This window comes from Streptomyces sp. NPDC002054, from assembly GCF_040296685.1.
GTDB lineage: Bacteria > Actinomycetota > Actinomycetes > Streptomycetales > Streptomycetaceae > Streptomyces.
On the sequence record NZ_JBEOXT010000010.1, the window covers coordinates 57,414 to 79,327 of the forward strand.

Annotated in this window: 18 protein-coding genes; all 18 read left to right on the top strand. The window is 73.3% G+C overall.

The annotated features are described in order from the left end of the window. The first annotated feature begins 77 nt into the window (after positions 1–77). The 18 genes from ABT123_RS11625 to ABT123_RS11710 all read left to right on the top strand — a co-directional run bounded on the left by ABT123_RS11625 (position 78) and on the right by ABT123_RS11710 (position 21,911). A complete protein-coding gene (locus ABT123_RS11625; protein WP_351312216.1) occupies positions 78–752 on the top strand; it encodes a helix-turn-helix transcriptional regulator in 675 nt (224 codons plus the stop codon). Between the two features lie 153 nt (positions 753–905). Then, on the top strand, positions 906–2,339 hold the full coding sequence (locus ABT123_RS11630) for a condensation domain-containing protein (protein WP_351312218.1): 1,434 nt from the start codon (positions 906–908) through the stop codon (positions 2,337–2,339). A gap of 149 nt (positions 2,340–2,488) precedes the next feature. Beyond that, positions 2,489–3,874 (top strand): aldehyde dehydrogenase family protein, encoded by a 1,386-nt coding sequence (locus ABT123_RS11635; protein ID WP_351312220.1) that lies wholly within the window; start codon positions 2,489–2,491, stop codon positions 3,872–3,874. Further along, positions 3,871–4,416: a nucleoside 2-deoxyribosyltransferase gene (locus ABT123_RS11640; protein ID WP_351312222.1), complete on the top strand. Its 546-nt coding sequence runs from the start codon at positions 3,871–3,873 to the stop codon at positions 4,414–4,416. The genes ABT123_RS11635 and ABT123_RS11640 overlap by 4 nt, the downstream gene beginning before the upstream one ends. Further along, positions 4,413–5,330: a beta/alpha barrel domain-containing protein gene (locus ABT123_RS11645; RefSeq protein ID WP_351312223.1), complete on the top strand. Its 918-nt coding sequence runs from the start codon at positions 4,413–4,415 to the stop codon at positions 5,328–5,330. The genes ABT123_RS11640 and ABT123_RS11645 overlap by 4 nt, the downstream gene beginning before the upstream one ends. Continuing rightward, a complete protein-coding gene (locus ABT123_RS11650; RefSeq protein WP_351312225.1) occupies positions 5,327–6,100 on the top strand; it encodes a creatininase family protein in 774 nt (257 codons plus the stop codon). Before ABT123_RS11645 ends, ABT123_RS11650 begins: the two co-directional genes overlap by 4 nt. Positions 6,101–6,105: 5 nt before the next feature. Further along, positions 6,106–7,248 (top strand): hypothetical protein, encoded by a 1,143-nt coding sequence (locus ABT123_RS11655; protein ID WP_351312227.1) that lies wholly within the window; start codon positions 6,106–6,108, stop codon positions 7,246–7,248. Positions 7,249–7,259: 11 nt separating this feature from the next. Further along, the gene (locus tag ABT123_RS11660; protein WP_351312229.1) at positions 7,260–8,621 is read left to right on the top strand and encodes a nucleotide sugar dehydrogenase; all 1,362 of its coding nucleotides are present in this window, start codon (positions 7,260–7,262) and stop codon (positions 8,619–8,621) included. After that, positions 8,614–9,597 carry an NAD-dependent epimerase/dehydratase family protein gene (locus ABT123_RS11665; RefSeq protein WP_351312231.1) on the top strand — a complete coding sequence of 328 codons (984 nt, stop codon included), beginning with the start codon at positions 8,614–8,616 and terminating at the stop codon, positions 9,595–9,597. The genes ABT123_RS11660 and ABT123_RS11665 overlap by 8 nt, the downstream gene beginning before the upstream one ends. Positions 9,598–9,602: 5 nt before the next feature. After that, entirely contained in the window at positions 9,603–10,742 is a 1,140-nt protein-coding gene (locus ABT123_RS11670) for a glycosyltransferase family 4 protein (RefSeq protein WP_351312491.1), read from the top strand. After that, on the top strand, positions 10,739–11,524 hold the full coding sequence (locus tag ABT123_RS11675) for a nucleotidyltransferase family protein (protein WP_351312233.1): 786 nt from the start codon (positions 10,739–10,741) through the stop codon (positions 11,522–11,524). Before ABT123_RS11670 ends, ABT123_RS11675 begins: the two co-directional genes overlap by 4 nt. Continuing rightward, a complete protein-coding gene (locus ABT123_RS11680; protein ID WP_351312235.1) occupies positions 11,521–12,672 on the top strand; it encodes a DegT/DnrJ/EryC1/StrS family aminotransferase in 1,152 nt (383 codons plus the stop codon). The genes ABT123_RS11675 and ABT123_RS11680 overlap by 4 nt, the downstream gene beginning before the upstream one ends. Further along, the gene (locus ABT123_RS11685) at positions 12,654–14,585 is read left to right on the top strand and encodes a beta-galactosidase trimerization domain-containing protein (protein WP_351312236.1); all 1,932 of its coding nucleotides are present in this window, start codon (positions 12,654–12,656) and stop codon (positions 14,583–14,585) included. Before ABT123_RS11680 ends, ABT123_RS11685 begins: the two co-directional genes overlap by 19 nt. Then, positions 14,582–15,472, top strand: a complete 891-nt coding sequence (locus tag ABT123_RS11690) for an amidohydrolase family protein (protein WP_351312238.1) — start codon at positions 14,582–14,584, stop codon at positions 15,470–15,472. The genes ABT123_RS11685 and ABT123_RS11690 overlap by 4 nt, the downstream gene beginning before the upstream one ends. Positions 15,473–15,518: 46 nt before the next feature. Continuing rightward, a complete protein-coding gene (locus tag ABT123_RS11695; protein WP_351312493.1) occupies positions 15,519–16,301 on the top strand; it encodes a class I SAM-dependent methyltransferase in 783 nt (260 codons plus the stop codon). A gap of 2 nt (positions 16,302–16,303) precedes the next feature. Next, positions 16,304–17,647: a condensation domain-containing protein gene (locus tag ABT123_RS11700; RefSeq protein ID WP_351312240.1), complete on the top strand. Its 1,344-nt coding sequence runs from the start codon at positions 16,304–16,306 to the stop codon at positions 17,645–17,647. Then, on the top strand, positions 17,644–18,690 hold the full coding sequence (locus ABT123_RS11705; RefSeq protein WP_351312242.1) for an alcohol dehydrogenase family protein: 1,047 nt from the start codon (positions 17,644–17,646) through the stop codon (positions 18,688–18,690). Before ABT123_RS11700 ends, ABT123_RS11705 begins: the two co-directional genes overlap by 4 nt. Beyond that, positions 18,687–21,911: a non-ribosomal peptide synthetase gene (locus tag ABT123_RS11710; RefSeq protein WP_351312244.1), complete on the top strand. Its 3,225-nt coding sequence runs from the start codon at positions 18,687–18,689 to the stop codon at positions 21,909–21,911. The genes ABT123_RS11705 and ABT123_RS11710 overlap by 4 nt, the downstream gene beginning before the upstream one ends. Positions 21,912–21,914: the final 3 nt, after the last annotated feature.

Consider the following 21,914-nt stretch of genomic DNA (forward strand, 5'->3'; position numbering starts at 1 on the left):
GGGTTGCAGGTGCAGAGTGGGGGTAATGGTCCAAATGGGCCGATCAGCCCCCCTTGCGTGTCCCCCTAAGGAGCAAAGTGAGCCAGGTAGCGTGTGGCGCAGCCGCCCCGGGGCGGCAACTCGTCGTCGCGACCCTCGTCCGTGACGGCATGCTGCGACTCGGCCTCAGAGCTATTTTATCGACGATGCACATCGCCGGTGAAGTCCTTCACTGCGAGAGCTGGTACGGGGTCGACGAAACCCTGCGGACCAGCGACGTCGACGTTTTATTTGTCCACGAGTCCGATTTCATTCTCGACTGCGAGGTGCCCGCCGACGTCGGGGGCCGACGGCCGAGGATTCTGCTCCTGCTGAGCGGGCCGGACGTCGACGAGAAAATACTCTCCGGCCGCTGTGCCCCGGACGGTTTTCTGGTCCAGGGCGAGCTGACCGCGGACGTCGTCGAGGACGCCCTCCAGCGCATGGACCGCGGAGAGGTGCCCATGCCCGCCTCGCTCGCCCGCCTCCTGCTGGAGCGCGCCGGCGGGGCGGGCCAGCTCCGGCACCGGCGCGACATCGCCCTGACCGCGCGGGAGAACGAGGTGCTGCTGCTCCTCGCCGAGGGCCTGAGCAACAAGCAGATCGCCCGGCGTCTGCAGATTTCCAGCCATGGTGCCAAACGGCTTGTCGCCAGCCTGCTGCTGAAGCTGGGGGCGCCCAACCGGACGTCCGCCGTGGTCACCGCCATCCAGGCGGGCCTCCTCAAGTATTAGAGCCCGCCCGGCGCCGCGGACCGAGCCCCCGATGGGCGCCCCCTTGACCTAGCCGAAGAGGCATGACCACAGAGAGCGGGTGACCGACCGGCACATCCATGGCTAACTGAATCCGTTCCGGTCCCGAGCCGATGAACGGAAAGGATGCCTGTCGTGGCAGAAATTGTCCGGCGCCGAATTCCCTTCGGCGGACGGCGGTCCATCACCGCACCGGCCACCTGCGCGCAGCGCCAGATGTGGAATCTGATCCGGCAGGAGCTGCCGGACGCCGCCTTCTACGATTTCTGCCTCCCGGTGGCCCTTCCGGCCCGCTGCACCGTACGGGACGTGCTCGCCGCCACCGGTGAACTCCTGCGCCGGCACGAGTCGTTGCGCACCGCCTTCCATACGGCGGCGGACGGCACCCTGGTGCAGCGGGTCGTGCGCTCCGGCACCTTCGAGGCCGAGATCTGCACCGCCGGGCCGGCGGAGGACCCGCAGTCCGTCCTCGCCGCCTGGCGTGCGCGGATGCGCGAGCGTCCCTTCGACCTCGACGCCGGCCCGCCGCTGCGGGTCATGGTGGCCGTGGCCGACGGGACGCCCGTGCTCGCCGCGTACTGCGTCTCGCACCTGGCCGCGGACCTGATGTCCATGCGCCGGCTGACCGCGGACCTGACGCGGCTGGTGACCGCCCGCGTCACCGGCCGCCCGGCACCGCCGGCCGACCCGGCCCGCCAGCCGGCCGAACAGGCCCGGTACGAGCGCTCGCCGCGCGGCGAGGCCCTGCTGGCCCGGGCACACGCCTACTGGCAGCGCCAACTCGCCACGGTGCCGGCCACCATGTTCCCTGCGGCGACCACCGCGCCGACCACCGCGCCGACCACCGCGCCGACCACCGCGCCGACCACCGCGCCGACCGCCGCGCCGGTCCGTTACAGCGCCGCGATGGACTCCCGGGCGGCCTCCCTCGCCCTGCCCGTGCTGGCCGAGCGGTGGCGGGTCAGCACCTCCGCCGTCCTCCTGACCGCCGTGGCGCTGCTGCTCGGCCGCCGGGCCGGGCTGCCGGCCTGCGCCTTCCGGCTGCTGGCCGCCAACCGCTCCGTACCCGAACTGCGCGCCGCGGTCGCCAACCTCCACCAGGAGGTCGTGGCCACCATCGACCTGCGCGGCGAGAGCGCGCGGGAGATCGCCCGCGGCGCCTTCGCCGCCTGCACCACCGCCTACGCCAACGGCCTGTTCGACCCGGACCGGGCGGCGGAACTGCTCCGCGCGGCCGAGCGCGACCGGGGCACCGGTATCAGCCTGTCCTGCTGCTTCAACGACATCCGCCAGACCCACGGGGTGCGGGCCGCAGGGGCTCTCGCGCCGGCGCCCGTGGTGCGCGCGGCCATGGCCGACACCGTCGTTGAGCCCCACGGGTTCGAGGAGGCCGAGACCTTTTTCCTCGTCGTCGACGACGAAGTGCCCGGGTGGCTCCGGCTGGTGCTCAATGCCGATACCGCCGTGCTCACACCGGCCGAGGTCCACGCCTTCCTCTACGACGTCGAGCGGCTGCTGGTGGAATTCGTGGAGTGCGACGAGGGGCGGACGGCCGGGCATCCGGTGTAGCCGAATGGCCATACCCCAAAGGAGGGGTGCCCGAAATTCCCGGACGCAGCCAAACTGTTCTCGGGTCATTTCCGACGCGTACCCGCAACTGGACCGGAAAACGGATCGGGTGATACGGAACCGTGTTATCGGACTTCGCGCAGATACCTGTGGAGAATCCCGCCCTCGGCGAGGTGTTCGCCCACGCCCCCGCCACCACGGAACAGCGCCTCGACGAGGTACTGGACGAGGCGTCCCGCGCCCACCCGCTGTGGGCGGCCCTGCCACCCGCGGACCGCCGCCGGTACCTGCTCGCCTGCCGCGAGGCCATGCTGTCCGCCGCGGACCGGATCGCCGAACTGCTCACCCGGGAGCAGGGCAAGCCGCTACGGCACGCCCAGGCCGAAGTACGGCTCTCCGCCGACTGGTTCGCGCACACCGCCGCCCTCGAACTGGAGCCGGAGCCCCTGGCCCGGGAGTCAGGCGCCCGGATCACCCTGGAGCGCGTACCGCACGGAGTGGTCGCCGCGATCGCCCCCTCCAACTACCCCGTCCTGCTGGCCGTCTGCAAGATCGCCCCGGCGCTGCTCGCGGGCAACACCGTCGTACTCAAACCCTCGCCCGTCACCCCGCTGGCCAGCCTGCTGATGGGCGAGGTGCTCGGCAAGGTCCTGCCCGACGGCACCTTCCGGGTGGTCAACGGCGAGGCCTCGCTCGGCTCCCGGCTCACCGGCCATCCGGCCGTCCGGCTGGTCTCTTTCACCGGCTCGATCGCCACCGGCCGGGCCATCGCCCAGCAGGCCGCGGCCGACCTCAAACGGGTCGTTCTCGAACTCGGCGGCAATGACCCCGCGATCGTGCTGCCCGACGCGGACGTCGAGACCACGGCACGGCGGCTGTTCGACCGCGCCATGGTCAACAGCGGCCAGTTCTGCGCCGCGGTCAAACGCGTCTACGTACCACGGGAGCGCTCTCAGGCGTACGCCGAAGCCCTCGGCGCCCTGGCCCGCTCCGCCGTCCTCGGCGACGGCCTGGACCCCGCCACCGAACTCGGCCCGCTCGTCAGCCGCGAGCAGCTCACCCGGGTGTCCGCTCTGGTCGATAACGCGGTACGGGCCGGGGCGCGTCTTGTCGCCGGCGGCCGGGCGGCACCCCGGCCGGGCCACTTCTACCTGCCCACCGTCGTCACCGGCCTGCCGGAGGGAACCGCGCTGGAGGCCGAGGAGCAGTTCGGCCCGGTCATCCCGGTCATCGGCTACGACGATCCCGCCACGGTCGTCGCCCGCGTCAACGCCTCGCCCTACGGACTGGGCTGCTCCCTGTGGGGCGACCCGGAACGGGCCGACACCCTGGCCCGGTCGCTGGACTGCGGAACCGTGTGGACCAACACGCACGGCGAGCTGCGCCACGACGTGCCGTTCGGCGGCCACCGCCACTCCGGGATCGGCGTCGAGTACGGCCACTGGGGGCTCCTCGAATACACCCAGATCAAAATCCACCACCCCGCGCCCCGCGAAGGACTCGCGCCCCGCGCGGGAGATCAGGAGAGCTCATGAAGGACACCACCTCCCAAGGCGTCGGCGGCGCCGGGCTGGTCGACCTGTCCGGGGTCAACGTTTTCGTCGGCGGGCCCATCCAGCACGCCCTCCACGAAGGCGGCTTCCACACCCCCTTGCGCCACGCCATCCACGACGTCATCGAGTCGGTGTCGGCCGCCAAGGGCACCGTCTTCTCCGCGCACGTCGCCGAGAAGTTCGGCGTGGACACCCCGCTGTTCACACCCGAGCAGGTCAGCGTCCGGGACCTGGGCTGGATGCGCCGCTGCGACGTCTTCGTCCCGGTCCTGCCCGTCGACACCGACGGCGACCTGATGCGCACCGACGGCACCCACGTCGAACTCGGCTGGGCCTCCGGGCTCGGCAAACCCATCGTCGTCGTCACCCCCGTGCCCCTGGCCGCCAATGCCAGCCACCTGCTGCGCGGACTGCCCGCGGTGGCCGACGTCGCCGTTCTCGACCTGGCCGCGACCCGCCGGGACCCGGCCGAACTCCTCCTGCTGTTGCACAAGGTCACCCGGGAGGTCGTGATGTCGGAGTGACCCGCCTCCTGCACAACCCGGCGGCTGCCGAGATCCTCGGCCTGGCGCTGACCTCCCCCGTCGTCGTCGGCTCCGGCCTGCTCACCGACCAGGAACGCAACATCCGCCGGCTGCTCGCCGCCGGGGCGGGTGCCGTGGTCACCAAGACCATCCACCCCAACCCCGCCCCCTCGGGCGACGAACGCCTGCTCCGCCTGCCCACCGGCATGATCAACAGCACCACCTACTCCCGCCGCGGCATCGACCAGTGGTGCGCCATGCTGCGCGGCTTCGCCGCCGACGACCTGCCCGTCATCGCCTCTCTCCATGCCGACTCGCCGGCCGAACTCGCCGAGCTGGCCGCCACGGTGGCCACCACCGGCTGCCGCGCCCTCGAACTCGGCATCTCCTGCATGAACGAGGGCGGCGGCCTCACCGACACCGCCGAGCGCGTCGCCGCGTACACCGGCGCCGTGCGCAGCGTCACCACCCTGCCCTTCAGCGTCAAACTTGCCGCGGGGGAGGGGGTGCGCGAGCGCGTCGACGCCGCGGTGGCCGCCGGGGCCGACGCGATCACCCTCAGCGACACCATCGCCGGGCTCGCCGTCGACCCGAGCACCGGCCGGGTACTGCTCGGCGGGACCTTCGGCTATTCCGGGCCCGGTATCAAACCGCTGGTGCTCGCCGAGATCTACGAGTTGCGCCGGGCCGGGATCCGGGTCCCGCTCATGGGCAGCGGCGGGGTGCAGAGCGCGCCCGACGTGGCCGAGTACCTGAGCGTCGGCGCCGACGCCGTGCAGGTCTACACCGCACTGCACCGCAACATGCACGACTCCCTGGCGGGCATCCGCGAGGGCTTCGACGACTGGCTGCGCGGCCACGGCGGCACGGTGGCCGCCCTGGTGGGGCGCAGCCTCCCGAAGGGGGAAGCATGACGGGCGTACGACACCGCGCCACCCGGGTGAGCTCGTACGGCGATCTGGCCAGCCCCGAGGTGCCGGCCGCGCTGGACGGCGCCACCCTGGTCTGGCCCATCGGCGGATTGGAGCAGCACGGCCCCCACCTGCCGCTGTCGGTGGACTTCGACATCCCCGACGCGCTGGCCCGGCAACTGGCCGCGGACGTCGGCGGGGTGCTCCTGCCGGGGCAGCCGCTCTCCGCCCGCTCACTGCCGCAGAGCGGCGGCGGGTCGCACTTCCCCGGCACCGTGCACATCGACGGCGCCACCTTCATCGACTACCTCACCCAGACCCTGCGGTCCCTCGGCCGGCTGGCACCGGCCCGGCTGGTCGTCGTCAACGGCCACTACGAGAACGAGGCGCTGCTGTTCGAGGCGATCGACGGATGCGACCCGGCCCGAACCTTCCCCGGCACCGAGGTCCTCGCCTTCAGCTGGTGGAGCCTGGTGGAGGAGGACTGGCTGCGCGCGCACGCGCCGGAGTTCCCCGGCTGGCACGCCGAACACGCCGCCCTGACCGAGACCAGCCTGATGATGTACCTGCGCCCCGAACTGGTCCGGGCGGTGCGGGTCGACCACCCCACGCCGCCGGCCGCCGGCGTCTACCGCCACCCCGTCGATGTGGACCGCATGTCCAGCCAGGGGGTGCTCTCCGCCACCACCGGATCCAGCGCCGAGCTGGGGGAGCAGCTCTTCTGGCATGTGATGGACGGCATCCACCGGACCCTTTCTTCCAAGCAGAGGTGAGTGAGGTGAGTCCATTGCACCCGCCGGCAACCGACCGCGACGAGTTCGAGGCCCGACTGCAATCCCTCTTCGGGGACAAGCTCCGGCCCGTGGAGGAGTCCTTCGAGACCATCTCCCAGTTCAAGGACGGATCGTTCGCGATGGGGCATCTCGGGCTGATGCTCTACACGAACGGCTACAACGTCCGCGGCACCAGCACCCACCACCCCAACGGGCTGGTGTTCCACGACGGGGAGAACCTCTTCGGCGTCGGCTACTTCAGCAAGGAGGACCACCCCGCCAAGCACTTGCACATCGTGGCGCCCAAGGGACCCGACCGGGTCGCGGCGGTGGCGTCCTTCGTCGCCGCGGTACGCGAGGCGGGCCTGGCCCGGACCACGGTCTATGTGCGGCACCTCTCGCCGAGCGACCACGCTCTGTTCCTCGCCGCCGGATTCGAGCCCGTGTCCAAGGATCCCTGGCACCCGGTCGCCCCCGAGGAGGACGAGACCCACCCCAACCGGGTCTATCACCTGGAGGAGATCCTGGAGCCGGAGGCCGGCGGGGGGCTACGGGTCAGGAATCTCCCGGGCGAGACCAACCGCAAGTACAAGAGCAAGAACCGCCTCGCCCACCGCCGTTTCGAGAACTTCCTCGCCCGCAACGACCACCTCGACTTCCGTGTCCTGCCCTACGGGCACAGCGCCGCCGAGACCGCCAAGGCCCGCGGCATCGTCGAGGGCTACTTCGCGGCCCGCCGCGAGCAGGGCGAGGTGGTCGGATCCACCCCCGAGGACTATCGGGCGCTGATCACCCAGCGGCCCGGCGGACGCAATGAGCGCGACTACTTCGCGTACCTCGGCAGCCTCGCCGTCACGGGCGGGGAGGAGGTGCCGGTGATGTTCTTCGCCGGCGAGCGCACCGCCGAGCACCGCGCCTCCCTCTACTGCACGATGTCGATGCGCTTCCCGGAGCGGTTGACGGGGATCTTCAAGGACCCCACCGGCTTCACCGCGATACCCCAGTACGTCTGGCTGACCGTGTTCAAGAAGATGTGGAACCAGGGGATCCGCGAGGTCGACGCGGGCGGATCCGAGGTCAAGGGCCTCGACGACCAGAAGCGGCAGCTGGGCGGCAGGCCCGAGAAGACCCACTGGGTCGTGTGCTGAAAGGACATCCCATGTCATCACTCACGTCGCACGAAGAAGAAGCGGCGGACCCCACCGACCGCGCCGACCGCGCGGACTCCTCCGACTTCGACGTGTGCGTCGTCGGACTCGGGTACGTCGGCGTCACGCTCGCCGCCGCGCTGCTGTCCACCGGCAAGCGGGTCCTGGGCCACGAGATCGACCCCGAGGTGGCCGCCGACCTCGCCCAGGGCCGCCTGCGACTGGCCGAGCCCGGAGTCGAGGACCTCCTCAAGGAGAGCGCCGAGAACGGCACGTTCGCGGTCACCACCGACCTCGCCGGCGGCAAGCTCCCGCCCGTCGCCATCATCTGCGTCGGCACCCCCATCGAAGCCGGCGGCACCACCCCCGACCTGCGCCACCTCCGGACGGCCGCCGAGTCGGTCGCCGCCGCCGCGGACGAAGACACCCTGGTCATCGTGCGCAGTACGGTCCCGGTCGGCACCACGCGCAGCCTGGTGCTGCCCCTCCTCCAGCGCCGCACCGCCCGGCCGCTGCTGGCCTTCTGCCCCGAACGCACCATCCAGGGCCGGGCACTGGCCGAACTCCTCTCCCTCCCGCAGATCGTCGGCGGGCTGACCGACGAAGCCACCAAACTGGCCGCCGGACTCTTCGCCACGGTCACCGGACAGGTCGTCCCGGTCTCCTCGCTGGAGGCCGCCGAACTGGTCAAGCTGGTCTGCAACACCCACACCGACCTCATCTACGGGTTCGGCAACGAGGTCGCGCTGATCACCGAGACCCTCGGCCTCGACGCAATGGAGATCATCCGGTCCGCCAACCTCGACTATCCCCGGCCCGACATCAACAAGCCCGGCTTCGTCGGCGGCAGTTGCCTCACCAAAGACCCCTACCTGCTCGCCCACTCGCTCGCTCCGCACGGCCACACCCCCAACCTGATCACGGCCGCCCGCACCCTCAACGAGTCCATGCCGAGCCGGGTCGGCGCCCGTGTCCTGGCCGCACTGCGGGAGCAGGGCCAGGACCCCGGCCAGGCCACGATCCTGGTCTCCGGGTTCGCGTACAAGGGCCGCCCGGAGACCGACGACCTGCGCGGCGCCCCGTACGAGCCGCTGCTGGAGTTCCTGCGCGGCCGGGTGGCGGAGATCGTCGGACACGACTTCGTGGTCCCGCCCGCCCGCATCGAGGCCCTCGGGGTGCGTCCCGCCTCCCTGGCCGACGGCTTCACCGGCGCCCACGCCGCGCTCCTCCTCAACGACCACCCGGGATACGGCGAACTGACCCCCGAAGACCTGGACGACCTGATCGCGCGGATGCGCCCGCCGGCCCTGGTGTACGACACCTGGCGGGTCCTGCCGCCCACGACGAACGTAATGAGGCTCGGCAGTGCGTAAGAAGATCCTGATAACCGGCGGTGCGGGATTCATCGGCCTGCACCTGGCAGCCCGGCTCGCCCCCACCTGCGAGGTCACCCTCCTCGACGACTTCAGCCGGGGCCGGTCCGACCAGCGACTGGCCGACCTGCTCGGCCAGGTCACCCTGGTGGAACACGACCTGACCACCCCCCTGCCCCCCGGGCTGCTGCCCGGCGACTTCGCCGAGGTCTACCACCTGGCCGCCGTCGTGGGCGTCGTCCACTCCAACGAGCAGCCGCAGCGCGTCCTGCGCACCAACCTGCTCTCCACCATCCACCTCCTCGACTGGTTCACCACCCTCCCCGACGCCACGTTCTGCTTCGCCTCCTCCAGCGAGGCGTACGCCGGCAGCGTCGAGGCCGGCGTGGCCCCCGTCCCCACCGGCGAGGACGTCCCGCTCCTGGTCCCCGACCCGGGCGTGGCCCGCTCCTCGTACGGCTTCAGCAAGATCACCGGCGAGCAGCTGTGCCGCCACTACGCCCAGGCTCACGGCTTCGCGCTGCGCATGGTCCGCTTCCACAACATCTACGGCCCCCGCATGGGATACGAGCACGTCATCCCGCAGTTCATCGAGCGCCTGCTCGGCGGGGCCGACCCCTTCGCGGTCTACGGCGCCGACCAGACCCGCGCCTTCTGCCACGTCGACGACGCCGTGGACGCCATCGTCGCGCTGACCGCCCTGCCCACCAAGGAGCCACTCCTGGTCAACGTCGGCAACGACCGGGAGGAGATCCTCATCGCGGACCTCGCCCGGAAGGTCTTCGACACGGCCGGCCTCCGGCCCGCCCTCGACCTCCGGCCCGCACCCCCGCTGTCCCCGGCCCGGCGCCTGCCGGACCTCACCCGGCTGCGCGAACTCACCGGCCACCGGCCGGGAGTGGACCTGGACGAGGGGCTGCGACGCACCTTCGCGTGGTACGCGCAGGACATCGCGGCCCGCGAAACGGGGCGGTGAGCAGCATGCGGGTGCGGTACGTGCACCGCGGCTACTTCCCGGCGCGCGCCGGGGCCGAACTGATGACGCAGTACCTCGCCGCGGCCATGCGCCGGCGCGGACTCGACACGGGCGTCTGGAGCGGGGAGGTGGACGAGGACTCCGCCCGGTTCCTGGCAGCTGCCGGGGTCGGCCTGGAGCCCCTGCCCGCCGCCGGGGCCGAGGGCGCCGCACGGCAGGCGGACCTGGTGCATGCGGTGGACGCTTTCCATCCCGAGGACATCAGGGCCGGGCTGCGCCTCGCCCGGGCCTGGGACGTCCCGTTCGCCGTCACCCCTGCCTCCGCGCCCGAGGTGTGGCCGGACCCGCAGGCCGTACTCGACGGCTGCCGGCAGGCGGACGCCGTCTTCATCCTCACCGGTGCCGAGCGTGCGATGCTGCGCGCCGAAGGCGTCGCCGACAGCGCGCTGCACCTCATCGGACAGGGGCCCCATCTGCCGGGCACCGCCGACCCCGAGGGCTTCCGCCGTGCCCACGGCATCACCGGACCGCTGGTCCTCTTCCTCGGCCGCAAGATGCGCTCCAAGGGCTACACCGTCCTGCTGGAGGCGGCCCGCCAGGTCTGGCAGCGGCATCCCACGACGCACTTCGCCTTCCTCGGCCCCCGCTGGGACGCCGACTGCGCCGAGGTGTTCGCCGCACACGCCGATCCGCGGATCACCGAACTCGACCTCGTGGACGAGGACGTCAAACACAGCGCGCTGGCAGCCTGCGACCTGTTCTGCCTGCCCTCCACCGCCGATGTCTTCCCGCTGGTCTACGTGGAGGCCTGGTGCTGCGGCAAACCGGTCATCGGCTCCTCCTTCGCCGGCAGCGCCGAGGTCATCACCCACGGCGTCGACGGCCTGATCGCGGACCCGGCCGCCCGGCCCGTGGCCGAGGCCGTCGGCCGTCTGCTGGCCGACCCGGGGGAGCGGGCGGCGATGGGAGGCCGCGGACACGACCGGGCGAGGCGCGAACTGACCTGGGAGGCGGTCGCCGACCGGGTGCACGCGGTCTACACGGACCTGGTAGCCGCCCGGCCCCGGCCCGCCGAGCCGCTGCCCGCCGAGCTCCGGCTCGGCGCGCCGCGATCCGCCCGCCCGCAGCGCGAGGAGGCGCGATGAGGGCCGTCGTGCTGGCCGGGGGAGAGGGCCGCCGGCTGCGGCCCGCCACCCTCACCATCCCCAAACCGCTGATGGCGGTCGACGGGACACCGATCCTGCACCTCATCCTGCGACAGCTGAGCGGCGCGGGCTTCACCCACGTCACGCTCTCGCTCGGCTACCGCGCCCACATGATCGAGGCCAGCTTCGGCGGCAACCGCTGGTCGGGCCTCGAACTCGACTTCTCGCTGGAGCGCGAACCGCTGGGCACCGCCGGCCCACTGGCGCTGCTGCCACCGCCGGAGGACTCCACCCTGGTGATGAACGCGGACGTCCTCACCGACCTCGATTTCGCCGGGCTGTGGTCCCGGCACAAGAAGTCGCAGGCGACCGCCACCATCGCGCTCGCGCCACAGCACCTCGACATCGCCCACGGCGTGGTGCACATCGACGAGGAGGAGCGGGTGACCGACTTCCGGGAGAAGCCCCGCATGGAATTCCTGGTCAGCAGCGGCATCTACGTCCTGGAACCCGCCCTGCTGGACTACCTGCCGCCCCGCGGCCGGTACGACATGCCCACCCTCCTGGAGACCGCGCGCCGCCAGGGCGAGCGCATCGAGGGCCATGTCTTCGACGGCGCCTGGCACGACATCGGCACCCCCGAGCAACTGGCCGAGGCCACCGCGGCGTTCCGCGCCGACCGCGCCCGCTACCTCGGCCGCACCCACGGCCCGGGCCGCGAAGGGCTGCCCGGCGCGCGGTACGCCCGTACCGGCAGCGCGGAGGAGGTGGTGGGCGGATGACCGACTGGAAGATCGCCCTGTACCGGCCGGAGCTCACCGAGGCCGAGACCACCGCCGTGACCGAGGTCATGCGCTCGGGATGGCTGTCCGCCGGGCCCGTCACCCGGGACTTCGAGGCGCGCTTCGCCGCCGCCCTCGGCGTGGACGACGCCGTCGCCGTCAGCAACGGGACCGCCGCCCTGCACCTGGCCGTCCTCGCTCTGGGGCTCGGCCCGGGCGACGAGGTGATCCTGCCCTCGCTCAACTTCGTCTCCACGGCCGCCGTGGTCTCCCTGTGCGGTGCCACCCCCGTCTTCGCCGAGGTCCGCGGGGAGCACGACCTGTGTGTGGACCCGGCCGACGTGGCCGCCCGGATCACCCCGCGCACCCGGGCGCTGGTCGTCGTGCACTACGGCGGGTACGCGGCCGAGCTGCCCGCTCTGGCCGCCCTGGCCCGGCGCCACGGGCTCGCCCTCGTCGAGGACAGTGCCCACGCCCCCGTGACCCCCACTCCGCACGGCGTGCTGGGCACGGTCGGCGACATCGGCTGCTACAGCTTCTTCGCCACCAAGAACCTCGCCATGGGCGAGGGCGGCGCCGTCGTGGCCCGTGACCCCGCCGTGCGCGAGCGGATCCGACGACTGCGCTCGCACGCGCTGACCGTCGGCGCCCAGGACCGCCACCGCGGGGGCTCCTCCCTGTACGACGTCGACGCCCTCGGGCTGAACTACCGCCCCACCGAGATCGCCTGCGCCATCGGCCGGGTCCAGCTGGACGCGCTGCCGGCCGCGGCACAGCGGCGCCAGGAGGCGGTACGGGCCTACAGGCGTGCGCTGGCCGGCCTGCCCGGCCTCACCCTGCCGTTCGCCGGCCACCGGGTCGAGGACAGCGCCCACCACCTGCTCCCGGTGGTGCTGCCCGAAGGGATGGACCGCGAGCGGCTCCAGGAACGGCTGCGCGCCGCCGGGATCCAAAGCGGCGTGCACTACCCGCCCACCCACCTGTTCACGGCCTACCGGACCCGCCTGGGACTGGGCCCCGGCAGTCTGCCGATCACGGAGAGCGTCACCCGCCGGCAGCTGTCGCTGCCGCTGCACACCGGGATCGGCCCGGCGGAGGTCGAACAGGTCGCCGAGGCGGTGACCGCCGCATGGCAGCCGACCCGGTGAACGGCGCCGCCCCGGGGCGGGTCCGGCTCGTGGACGGGGTCCCGCACCGCGACGGACGGCCCTTCTTCAGCGTGGGCTGCAACTACCATCCCTCCCACACCGGTTGCGACTACTGGCGGGAATGGGACCCGCGGGCGCTCGACGCCGACTTCCGCGCCATGGCCGCCCTCGGCTTCAACACCGTGCGGTTCTTTGTCTTCTGGGCCGACTTCGAGCCCGAGGAGGGCCGGTACGACCCGGTGATGACCGAGCGGCTGCGCGAACTGGCCCGCCTCGCGCACCGGCACGGCCTGCTCTGCCTGCCCTCGCTGCTGACCATCTGGATGAACGGGCAGCTCTTCGACCCGCCCTGGCGGCGAGGCCGCGACCTGTGGCACGACGCGGACATGGCCGAGCGGCAGCGCGCCTTCGTGCATCACATCGCCACCTCGCTGCGCACGGAGCCCAACATCTTCGCGTACGACCTCGGCGACGAGGTCATCCACGTCGACCCGGCCGCCTCCGCGACCGTGGACGCGGCGGGGGCCCGCGCCTGGTGGGCGCTGCTCGCCGGCGCCGTGCGCGCGGCGGATCCGGGCACGCTGGTGCTCCAGGCCAACGAGGGCTCCGCCGTGTTCGGGAGGCATGCCTTCCGGCCCGAGCACGCCGAGCCGCTCGACCTGGTCGGCCTGCACGGCTTCCCGGTGTGGACCCCCTTCGAGATCGAGTCCGTCTCCGCCCCCAAGGCCACCTCCTACCTGCCCTACCTCGTCCGCCGCGGACGGGCCCACGCCCCGGTGTACGTGGACGAAATGGGCAGCTACGGCTGTGACGAGGCCACCGCCGCCGGCTATCTCCGCGCCGCCGCGCACAGCGCCTTCGCCGCCGGGGCGGTCGGCACCGCCGTCTGGTGCTGGCAGGACTTCACCACCGAGCGCAAGCCGTACGCACTGCGGCCCGGCGAACGCTTCGTCGGACTGCTGGACGCGGCCGGCCGCCAGAAGCCCGCCATGGCCGAGTACCGGGCCTTCGCCCGCCGGGTGACCACCGGCGAACTCGCGGGCTTCCGGCCGCTGCCCGCCGAGGTCGGGATCTTCCTGCCCGAGCGGACGGGCGGCGCCGAGGCCGGCTATCTGGCCGGCCCCGAGGCCGCATCCGGGGCCGGGGAGACCGCCGCGTTCGTGGCCGATCTGCTGCTCCAGCAGGCACATCTGCCCCACGAGTTCCTGGGCCGCACCGGCCCCGAACCGGGACGGCACGCGCTGGTGGTCTGCCCCTCGGTACGGCAGCTGTCGCTCGCCGACCGGCAGCGCCTCGAACGGTACGTCGAGGCCGGCGGTGTCCTGCTGTACACCACCGGCGACCTGCTGGGCGGCGCCGGCGACGAGCACCTGTTCGGCATCCGGGTCAAGGACTTCACCCGGCGCAGCGCCGACCAGGACCGGCTCAGCTGGGCCGGCGTCGACCTCCCGGTCGAATGGCCACCCGGACCCGTCCCGGTGATCGACGCGGCCGGCGCCGAGATCCTGGCCGCGTACCCGGGCGGCGCGCCCGCGCTGACCCGGCACCGGCGGGGCCGGGGGACCGCGTACTACCTGAACGCGCCGCTGGAGGAGCGGCTCGGCGCCCCGTACCGCCTCCAGGAGGCGCCCTGGCACCGGCTGTACGCCGCGATCGCCGAGGCGCACGGCATCCGGCCCGCGCTGAGCGCCGACGACCCCTGGGTGGAGACCACCGTGCTGGGGCGCGGGCGGGAACGCTGCGGGGTGGTGGTCAACCACGCCCCCCTGCCGGTACGGACGGTGCTGCACCGGGCCGGCACGGCCGAGCCGCTGACCCTGGAGGCGAAGGGGGTGCACCTGGTGCGATGGCGGATCGCCGCGCAGGCGCGTACCCCCGCGGCTCCGCACGACCCGGAGGGCATCGCCGCATGATCATCGACTCCCATGTCCACGCCGGGGAGCTGTACCGGCACTACACGGCCGCCTTCGCCGAGCAGATGACGGCCACCACCGGCCGGCCCCCCGAGGCGCTGTCCGCGCCCGAGGCCGCGCTGCTCGCCGAGATGGACGCGGCCGGCGTGGACCACGCCTTCCTGCTCGCCTTCGACGTACGGCGCGTCGAGGGGTTCTCGGTGCCGAACGAGTTCGTGGCCGACCTGTGCGCCCGCCACCCGGGCCGCTTCACCGGCTTCGCCTCCGTGGACGCGGGCACCCCCGGCGCCGCCGCCGCGCTGCGCCGCGCCGTCACCGGACTGGGACTGCGCGGCCTGAAGACCGCCCCCTGCTACCTGCGGATGTCACCCGCCGACCGCCGTTGGTACGAGGTCTACGAGACGGCGGCCGAGCTCGGCATCCCCGTGCTGGTCCACACCGGCTACACCCCGGCGAAGAACGCCGACGGCCGCTACTTCTCCCCGCTGCTGCTGGAGCCGGTGGCCCGGGACTTCCCGGATCTGACGCTGATCCTGGCCCATCTGGGCACGCCGTGGACCGGACCCTGCGTGGAACTGCTGGCCCGCCACCCCCGCCTGTACGCCGACCTGTCGATCTTCGGCTCCTACCGGCCGCCCGAACGGGTCGCCGAGGCTCTGGCCCACGCCCGCGCGCGGGGCGTGCTCGACCGCGTGCTGTGGGGCACCGACCACCCCTTCGCCGCCATGACCGACTCCGTGGCCCGCATGGCCGCCCTGGCACGCGACAGCGCCCTGTGGCCGCCCGGCGCCGATCCGCTGAGCCCCGAGGAGTACCGCGCCGTGATGGGCGGTACCGCCGCACGCCTGATGCACATGAGCCACACAAGCCACACAAGCCAGGAATGAGGACGCAGACACCATGTCATTCGCCCAGGGATACGAGTTCGATGCCATGTCACGCCGCCCTCTCTACGGTGACGTGACACAGCGACTGGTCGACATCTGCGCCGCCCCCGCCGGAGGCGTCGTCGTCGACGTCGGCTGCGGCTCCGGACTCGCCACCCAGCTGCTCCTCGAACGCTTCGACCAGGTCGGCTCCGTCGTGGGCGTCGACCCGTCCCCGCACGAACTGGCCATCGCCCGTACCCGCCTGACCGACCCACGGGTCCGTTTCGTCCAGGGCCGCGCCCAGGACGTCGCCTCCCTCATCGGCCCCGTGGACGTCACCGTACTGAGCAATGTGATGCACCAGATCCCGGCGACCGAGCGGGCCGCGGTCATCACCGGTTGCCACCGGATGCTGGGCCCCGGGGGCCGGTGCGCCGTCAACACCCTCTTCTACGAAGGCGCCGTGCCCTCGGCGACCCGCCGCTTCTACGCCTCCTGGCTGCGCACCACCCGCGCCTGGCTCCAGCAGCGGGACAGCGACCTCGTACTGGAGCGCAGCCGGCCGGTGGCGCTGCAGACACTGACCCCGCAGGACCACGAGCGCCTGTTCACCGAGGCCGGGTTCGCCGAGGTCACCTCCGAGGAGGTGGAGTACGGATGGACCCTCGACGACTGGGAGGCGTTGTGCGGCTACTCGGTCTTCATCGAGGGCGCCACCGGCCTGACCGGCCCCACCGGACTCGCACTCGGCTCCGAGGCGCTGACGGCGGCCCTGCACACCACCTTCCGCGAACTGGAGCTCAGCGAGGTCCCGCGCCGCTGGCTCTTCGTCCACGGGGTCAGCTAGCCGTGGGCGGCGCGGTCACGGGCGGCGGCCCCCTGTCGTACGCCCAGCAGGGCATGTGGTTCCTTGAACGGCGCGCCGGCACCACCCTGTACGCCGACCCGATGACCTTCCGGCTCGTCGGCGACCTGGACCCCGCCGCCCTGCACCACGGCATCGAGGAACTCGTCCGCCGCCACGAAGCGTTGCGCACCCGCTTCCCCGTCGTCGCCGGCACTCCCGTCCGGCAGGTGACCGACGACATCCGCGTCCCGCTCGCGCGGGCCGACCTCACCGGCCTGCCGGCGCGGGAGCGGGACGCCGCCGCCGACCGCTGCCTGGCCGAGGACCTCCGGCGCCCGTTCGACCTGGCCACGGGCCCCGTGGTCCGGGCCGCGCTGATCCGCCTCGGCGCCCGCGAACACCTCCTGAGGATCACCGCGCACCACCTGGTCTCGGACGCCCGGTCCTGGTGGGCCGTACTCTTCCGGGAACTGGAGCAGCTCTACACCGCGTTCCTGCACGGCCGCCCCTCGCCCCTGCCACCCGCCCCCGCCCAGTACGGGGACTTCGTCCGATGGCAGCACGACTGGCTCGACGGCCCCGCCTACACCCGGCAACTGGCCCACTGGAAGCAGGCACTCGCCGACGTGACCCTGCTGCCCGACCTCTCCCTCGCCGCAGCCCCGTCGGCCGACCGGGCCACCGCCCCCCGCCCGGCCACCGCCTGGCTGACCTTCCCCCAGCCCCTGTACGAACGGCTGCGCGCCGTCGCACGCGAGGCCCGGGTCACCCTTTACATGGTGCTGCTCACCGCCTTCGGCCAGGTGCTGCGCCGCCACACCGACGCGGACGACCTCCTGGTGGGCACCCGAGGTGGATTCCGCGGTCGGCCGGAGTTCGAGCGGGCCGTCGGATTCTTCGTCAACGTCCTGCCCCTCCGCCTCCGGGTGGCCCGGGACGCCGACTTCGGCGCCCTGCTGGGCCAGGTCCGGCACACCCTGCTCGGCGTGTACGTGAACCGGGACATCCCGTACGAGCGGCTGATGGCCGAACTCGGCCTGAAGCGCCCCGGCTTCCGGCCGGTGATCAACGTCTGCGTCTCCTTCCAGTCCACCCCCGAGGTGCCGCCCGCGCTCCAGGGCCTCGAAGCAACCCTGGTCAACCACGACCCCTACTCCGGCTACGCGCTCGACCTCGGCTTCTACGAGGAGGACGGGGCGCTGCGGGCGCTGCTGACCCACGACCGCGGCCGGTACGACGACGAGGCCGCCCGCCGCCTGCTCGACGAACTCGTCGACACCCTGCGGGCCGCGGCCGACGCCGTCCTGTCCCCGGACCGCCCCACTCGCCCGAGGAGCGCCGCATGAGGGCACTGCAATGGCACGGACCCCATCACGTGAAGCTCGCCGAGGACATCCCCGACCCCCGCGTCGAGGCACCCGGCGACGCCGTCGTGCGGGTGGTCACCAGCGCCATCTGCGGCACCGACCTGCACCCCTACCGGGGCGAGATCCCCTCCTTCACCCCGGGGACCGTCACCGGGCACGAGTTCACCGGCGTCATCGAGGCGGTCGGCGCCGAGGTCCGCGGCCTGCGGCCCGGCGACCGCGTCCTCGCCTCGGACGTCATCGCCTGCGGACGCTGCTGGTACTGCCACCGGGGATGGCACTACCAGTGCGAACGGGTGGGCCTGTTCGGCTACGACACCGTCGTCGGTACCACGGCCTACCCCGGCGGCCATGCCGAGTACGTCCGCGTGCCCTTCGCCGACGTGGTCCTCTCCCCGATCCCCGACGGGGTCGGCGACGAGCAGGCCCTGCTCATCGGCGACGTCCTGGCCACCGGGTACGCCTGTGCGTCCGGCGGCCGGGTGCGGCCCGGGGACACCGTCGCGGTCGTGGGCTGCGGGCCCGTCGGCCTGCTGGCCCTGCGCTGCGCCTGGCTCCTGGGGGCCGCCCGGGTGCTGGCCGTGGACCCGCTGGAGCGCCGCCGCCGGCTGGCCGCCGGGCAGGGCGCCCACCCGGTGCCCGCCGGAGAGGGCCTGGCGGACCGGATCCGGGAACTGACCGGGGGACGGGGCGCGGACGTGGTCCTGGAGGCCGCCGGCACGGACGCCTCGCTGCTGAGCGCGCTGGAGATCGTACGACCGGCCGGAGTGGTGTGCGCCGTCGGCGCCCACGCCTCCACCGCCATGCCCATGCCCACCGGACTGGCCTTCGGCAAGGAGATCACCCTGCGCTTTGCCGTCGGCGATCCGATCCGGGACCGGGAGGCGCTGATGAACCTGGTGCGCGAGGACCGGATCGACCCCACCTTCGTCATCTCGCACCGGCTCGCGCTCGCCGAGGCCGCCGAGGCGTTCCGGCTGTTCGACGCCGGTGAGGCGAGCAAGGTGGTGCTGATCCCGTGACGACGTCCATGACCGGATCCCAGCCGGCCTCCGAGCCGGCCTCCGAGTCGGCCTCCCCGGCGGCCCCGGAGGCCGCCGCCTCCGCGACCGGCTGCGCCGGGGTGCACCGGCTGGTCGAGGGCCGGGCCCGCCGCACCCCGGACGCGCTCGCCGTGCTCTGCGGCGACCGGCGGATCAGTTACGCCGAGCTCGACCGCCGCGCCGGCCGGCTCGCCCGGCTGCTGCGCCGCCGCGGAGTGGGGCCCGAGGTGCCGGTCGGCCTGTTCCTGGACCGCTCGGCCGACCTGGCGGTGGGCGTCCTCGCCGTGCTCAAGGCGGGGGGCGTGTGCGTGCCGCTCGACCCCTCCTACCCGGCCGAGCGCCTGGCGTTCATCCGGGAGGACGTGGCCGCCGCCCTGGTCCTGACGCGGCGCGACACGGCCGCTGCTCCGGCCCTGCGGGGTGCCGAGGTGCTCTGCCTGGACGCGGATGCCGACGCGGAGGCGGGGACAGACGCGGACGAGCCGGAGGCAGCGAAGGTGCGGCTGCACCCGCAGAACCTCGCCTGGATCGCGTACACCTCCGGCTCCACCGGCCGCCCCAAGGGCGTCGGGCTCGCCCACGGCCCGCTCGCCGACCTCGCCCGCCACATCGGCGGTCGCCTCGACCTCGAGCCGGCCGACCGCGTGCTCCAGTTCGCCTCCCCGGGCTTCTCGGTGGCCGCCGAAGAGATCCTGTCCACCTGGGCCGCCGGCGCCTGCCTTGTCATCGACCCCGACGACTCCCTCGCCGACGCGGCCGGCCTGCTGGCGGTGACCCGCGAGCAGGCCGTCACCGTCCTGCAACTCACCCCCGCCTACTGGTACGAGTGGCTGCGCGAGCTCGACCGGGACGGCACCCCGCACCCGCCCGACTCCCTCCGCCTCCTCGTCGTGGGCAGCGAACAGGTCGCCCCCGACCGGGTCGCCGACTGGCTGCCCAGCGGCGTACGGCTGGTGCAGGAGTACGGCGCCACCGAGGGCACCGTCTCCCAACTCCTGTACGAGCCGCACCGCGAGGACGCGGCGGCACTCCGCCGGTGGCCGCGCGTCCCCATCGGCACGCCGCTGCCCGGAATCCGCGTCCACGTGCTCGACGAACGGCTCCGCCCGGTGCCCGACGGCGAACCCGGCGAGCTCTACCTGGCCGGGCCGTGCCTGGCCCGGGGCTACCTCGGCCGGCCCGCCCTGACCGCCGGGCGCTTCCTGCCCGATCCGTACGCCGAGCGCCCCGGCGACCGGATGTACCGGACCGGGGACCTCGCCCGCCGCCGTCCGGACGGCGCCCTCGAATTCCTCGGCCGCGCCGACCACCAGATCAAGATTCGCGGTGTCCGCATCGAACCGGGCGAGGTCGAGACGGCCATCGGCCGCCACCCCGGCGTGGCCGGCAGCGCGGTCATGGCCCGTACCACCGCTTCCGGGACCGATCAACTGTGCGCCCTGGTGGTCTGGGAGGAGGGACGGGCCGACGAGGCCGGGCTGCGCGACCGGCTGCGCCGCACCCTCGCGCCCGCGCTCGTACCGGCCCGCATCGTCGCCGTCCCCGATCTGCCGCTGAACCCCCATGGCAAGGTGGACCGACGGGCGCTGCGCGACCTGCCGCTCGGCCCCACGCAGGCGGAACCGGGCGCTGCCGCACCCCGCACCCCGCTGGAGGCGGCCCTGGCCGGAGTCTGGGCGTTCGCCCTGGGCCTGCCCCGGGTCGGGGCCGAGGACGACTTCTTTGCCCTCGGCGGGGACTCGCTGACCGCCACCCGCCTGGCCGCCCACCTGCGCGAGGTTCTCGCCGTCGATGCCCGCCAGCGCATGCTGTTCGAGGCCCCCACCGTGCGCGCGCTCGCCGCGCTGCTCCCGTCCCCGCGGCCCGGGACCGGGGCTGCGTCCGCGGGGACAACGGAGGGGGCGTCGCGCGCGCCCCTGACCCCCGCCCAGCGACGCATGTGGCTCCTGCACCGGATGGCGCCGTCGAGCACGGCCTACCACGAACCGGTGGTTCTGCGGCTGCGCGGCCCGCTCGACGAGCGCGCGCTGACCGAGGCGCTGCGCCGGGCCGCACGCCGGCACGCCGCCCTGCGCACCACCCTCGGCGACGAGGACGGGCGACCCGTCCAGATCATCGCCCCGCCCGAGACCGCCGACACGCTCACCCCCGCCCGGTACGACCTGACCGGCCGGCCCGAGGCGGAACTGCACCGCACGCTCGCCGAGTGGGCCGCCACCCCCTTCGACCTCCGGCGCGGCCCGCTGCTGCGCACCGCCCTGCTGCGGGTCGCGCCGGACGAGCAGGTGCTGGCCCTCGTCCTGCACCACATCGTCTTCGACGGATGGTCCTCGGACGTGCTGTTCCGCGATCTGGCGGCGCTGTACGAGGAGTCCCGCACCGGAGCGGGCGCAGCCCTGCCGCCGCTGCCCGTCCCGTACGCGCAGGTCTGCGCCGACGAGGACCGTCAGCAGACCGGATCCACCGGCCATGACCGCCAACTCGCCCACTGGAAGCGGAAACTGGCCGACGCGCCCCCGCTCACCACCCTGCCGGGAGGCCGCCCCGCCCCGGGTGCCACCCGCGTGGTGCGGCACGCCTTCCGGGTACGACCCGAGGCGGCGGCCCGGCTGCGGGAGTTGGCCGCGGCCGAACACGCCACCCCCTTCATGGTGCTGCTCGCCGGCTTCAAGGCCCTCGTCCACCGCGCCGGCGGTGCCCGGGACCTGGTCGTCGGCACACTGCTGGCCGGCCGCGACCGGCCGGAGACCGCGGACATGATCGGCCTGTTCACCCGCACCGTGGCGCTGCGCACCCGCCTCCCCGAGCAGGTCACCTTCCGCGGGCTCGTCCGCGCCGTCCGGGACACCCTCCAGGAGGCGCTCGCCCACCAGGACGTGCCCTTCGAGCGGATCGTCGAGGAGCTGCGCCCGCCCCGTGACCGCCGCCACAACCCCGTGTTCCAGCTGATGTTCTCCTACGGCGGCACGACCGTCCGCGCCCCCGCGTTCCCGGGCCTGACGGTGACACCCGTGCCGGTCGACACGGGCGGGGCGAAGTTCGGCGCCACGGTGATGCTGGAGGCGGACGAGGACGGCGGCTACCGGGGACTGTTCGAATGCGACCCCGCCCATTACGACGAGCTCACCGCGCGCCGGCACACCGAGGACTTCGCCTCGCTGCTCGCACGGCTGGCCCAGACCCCCGACGCGTCGATCTGACGC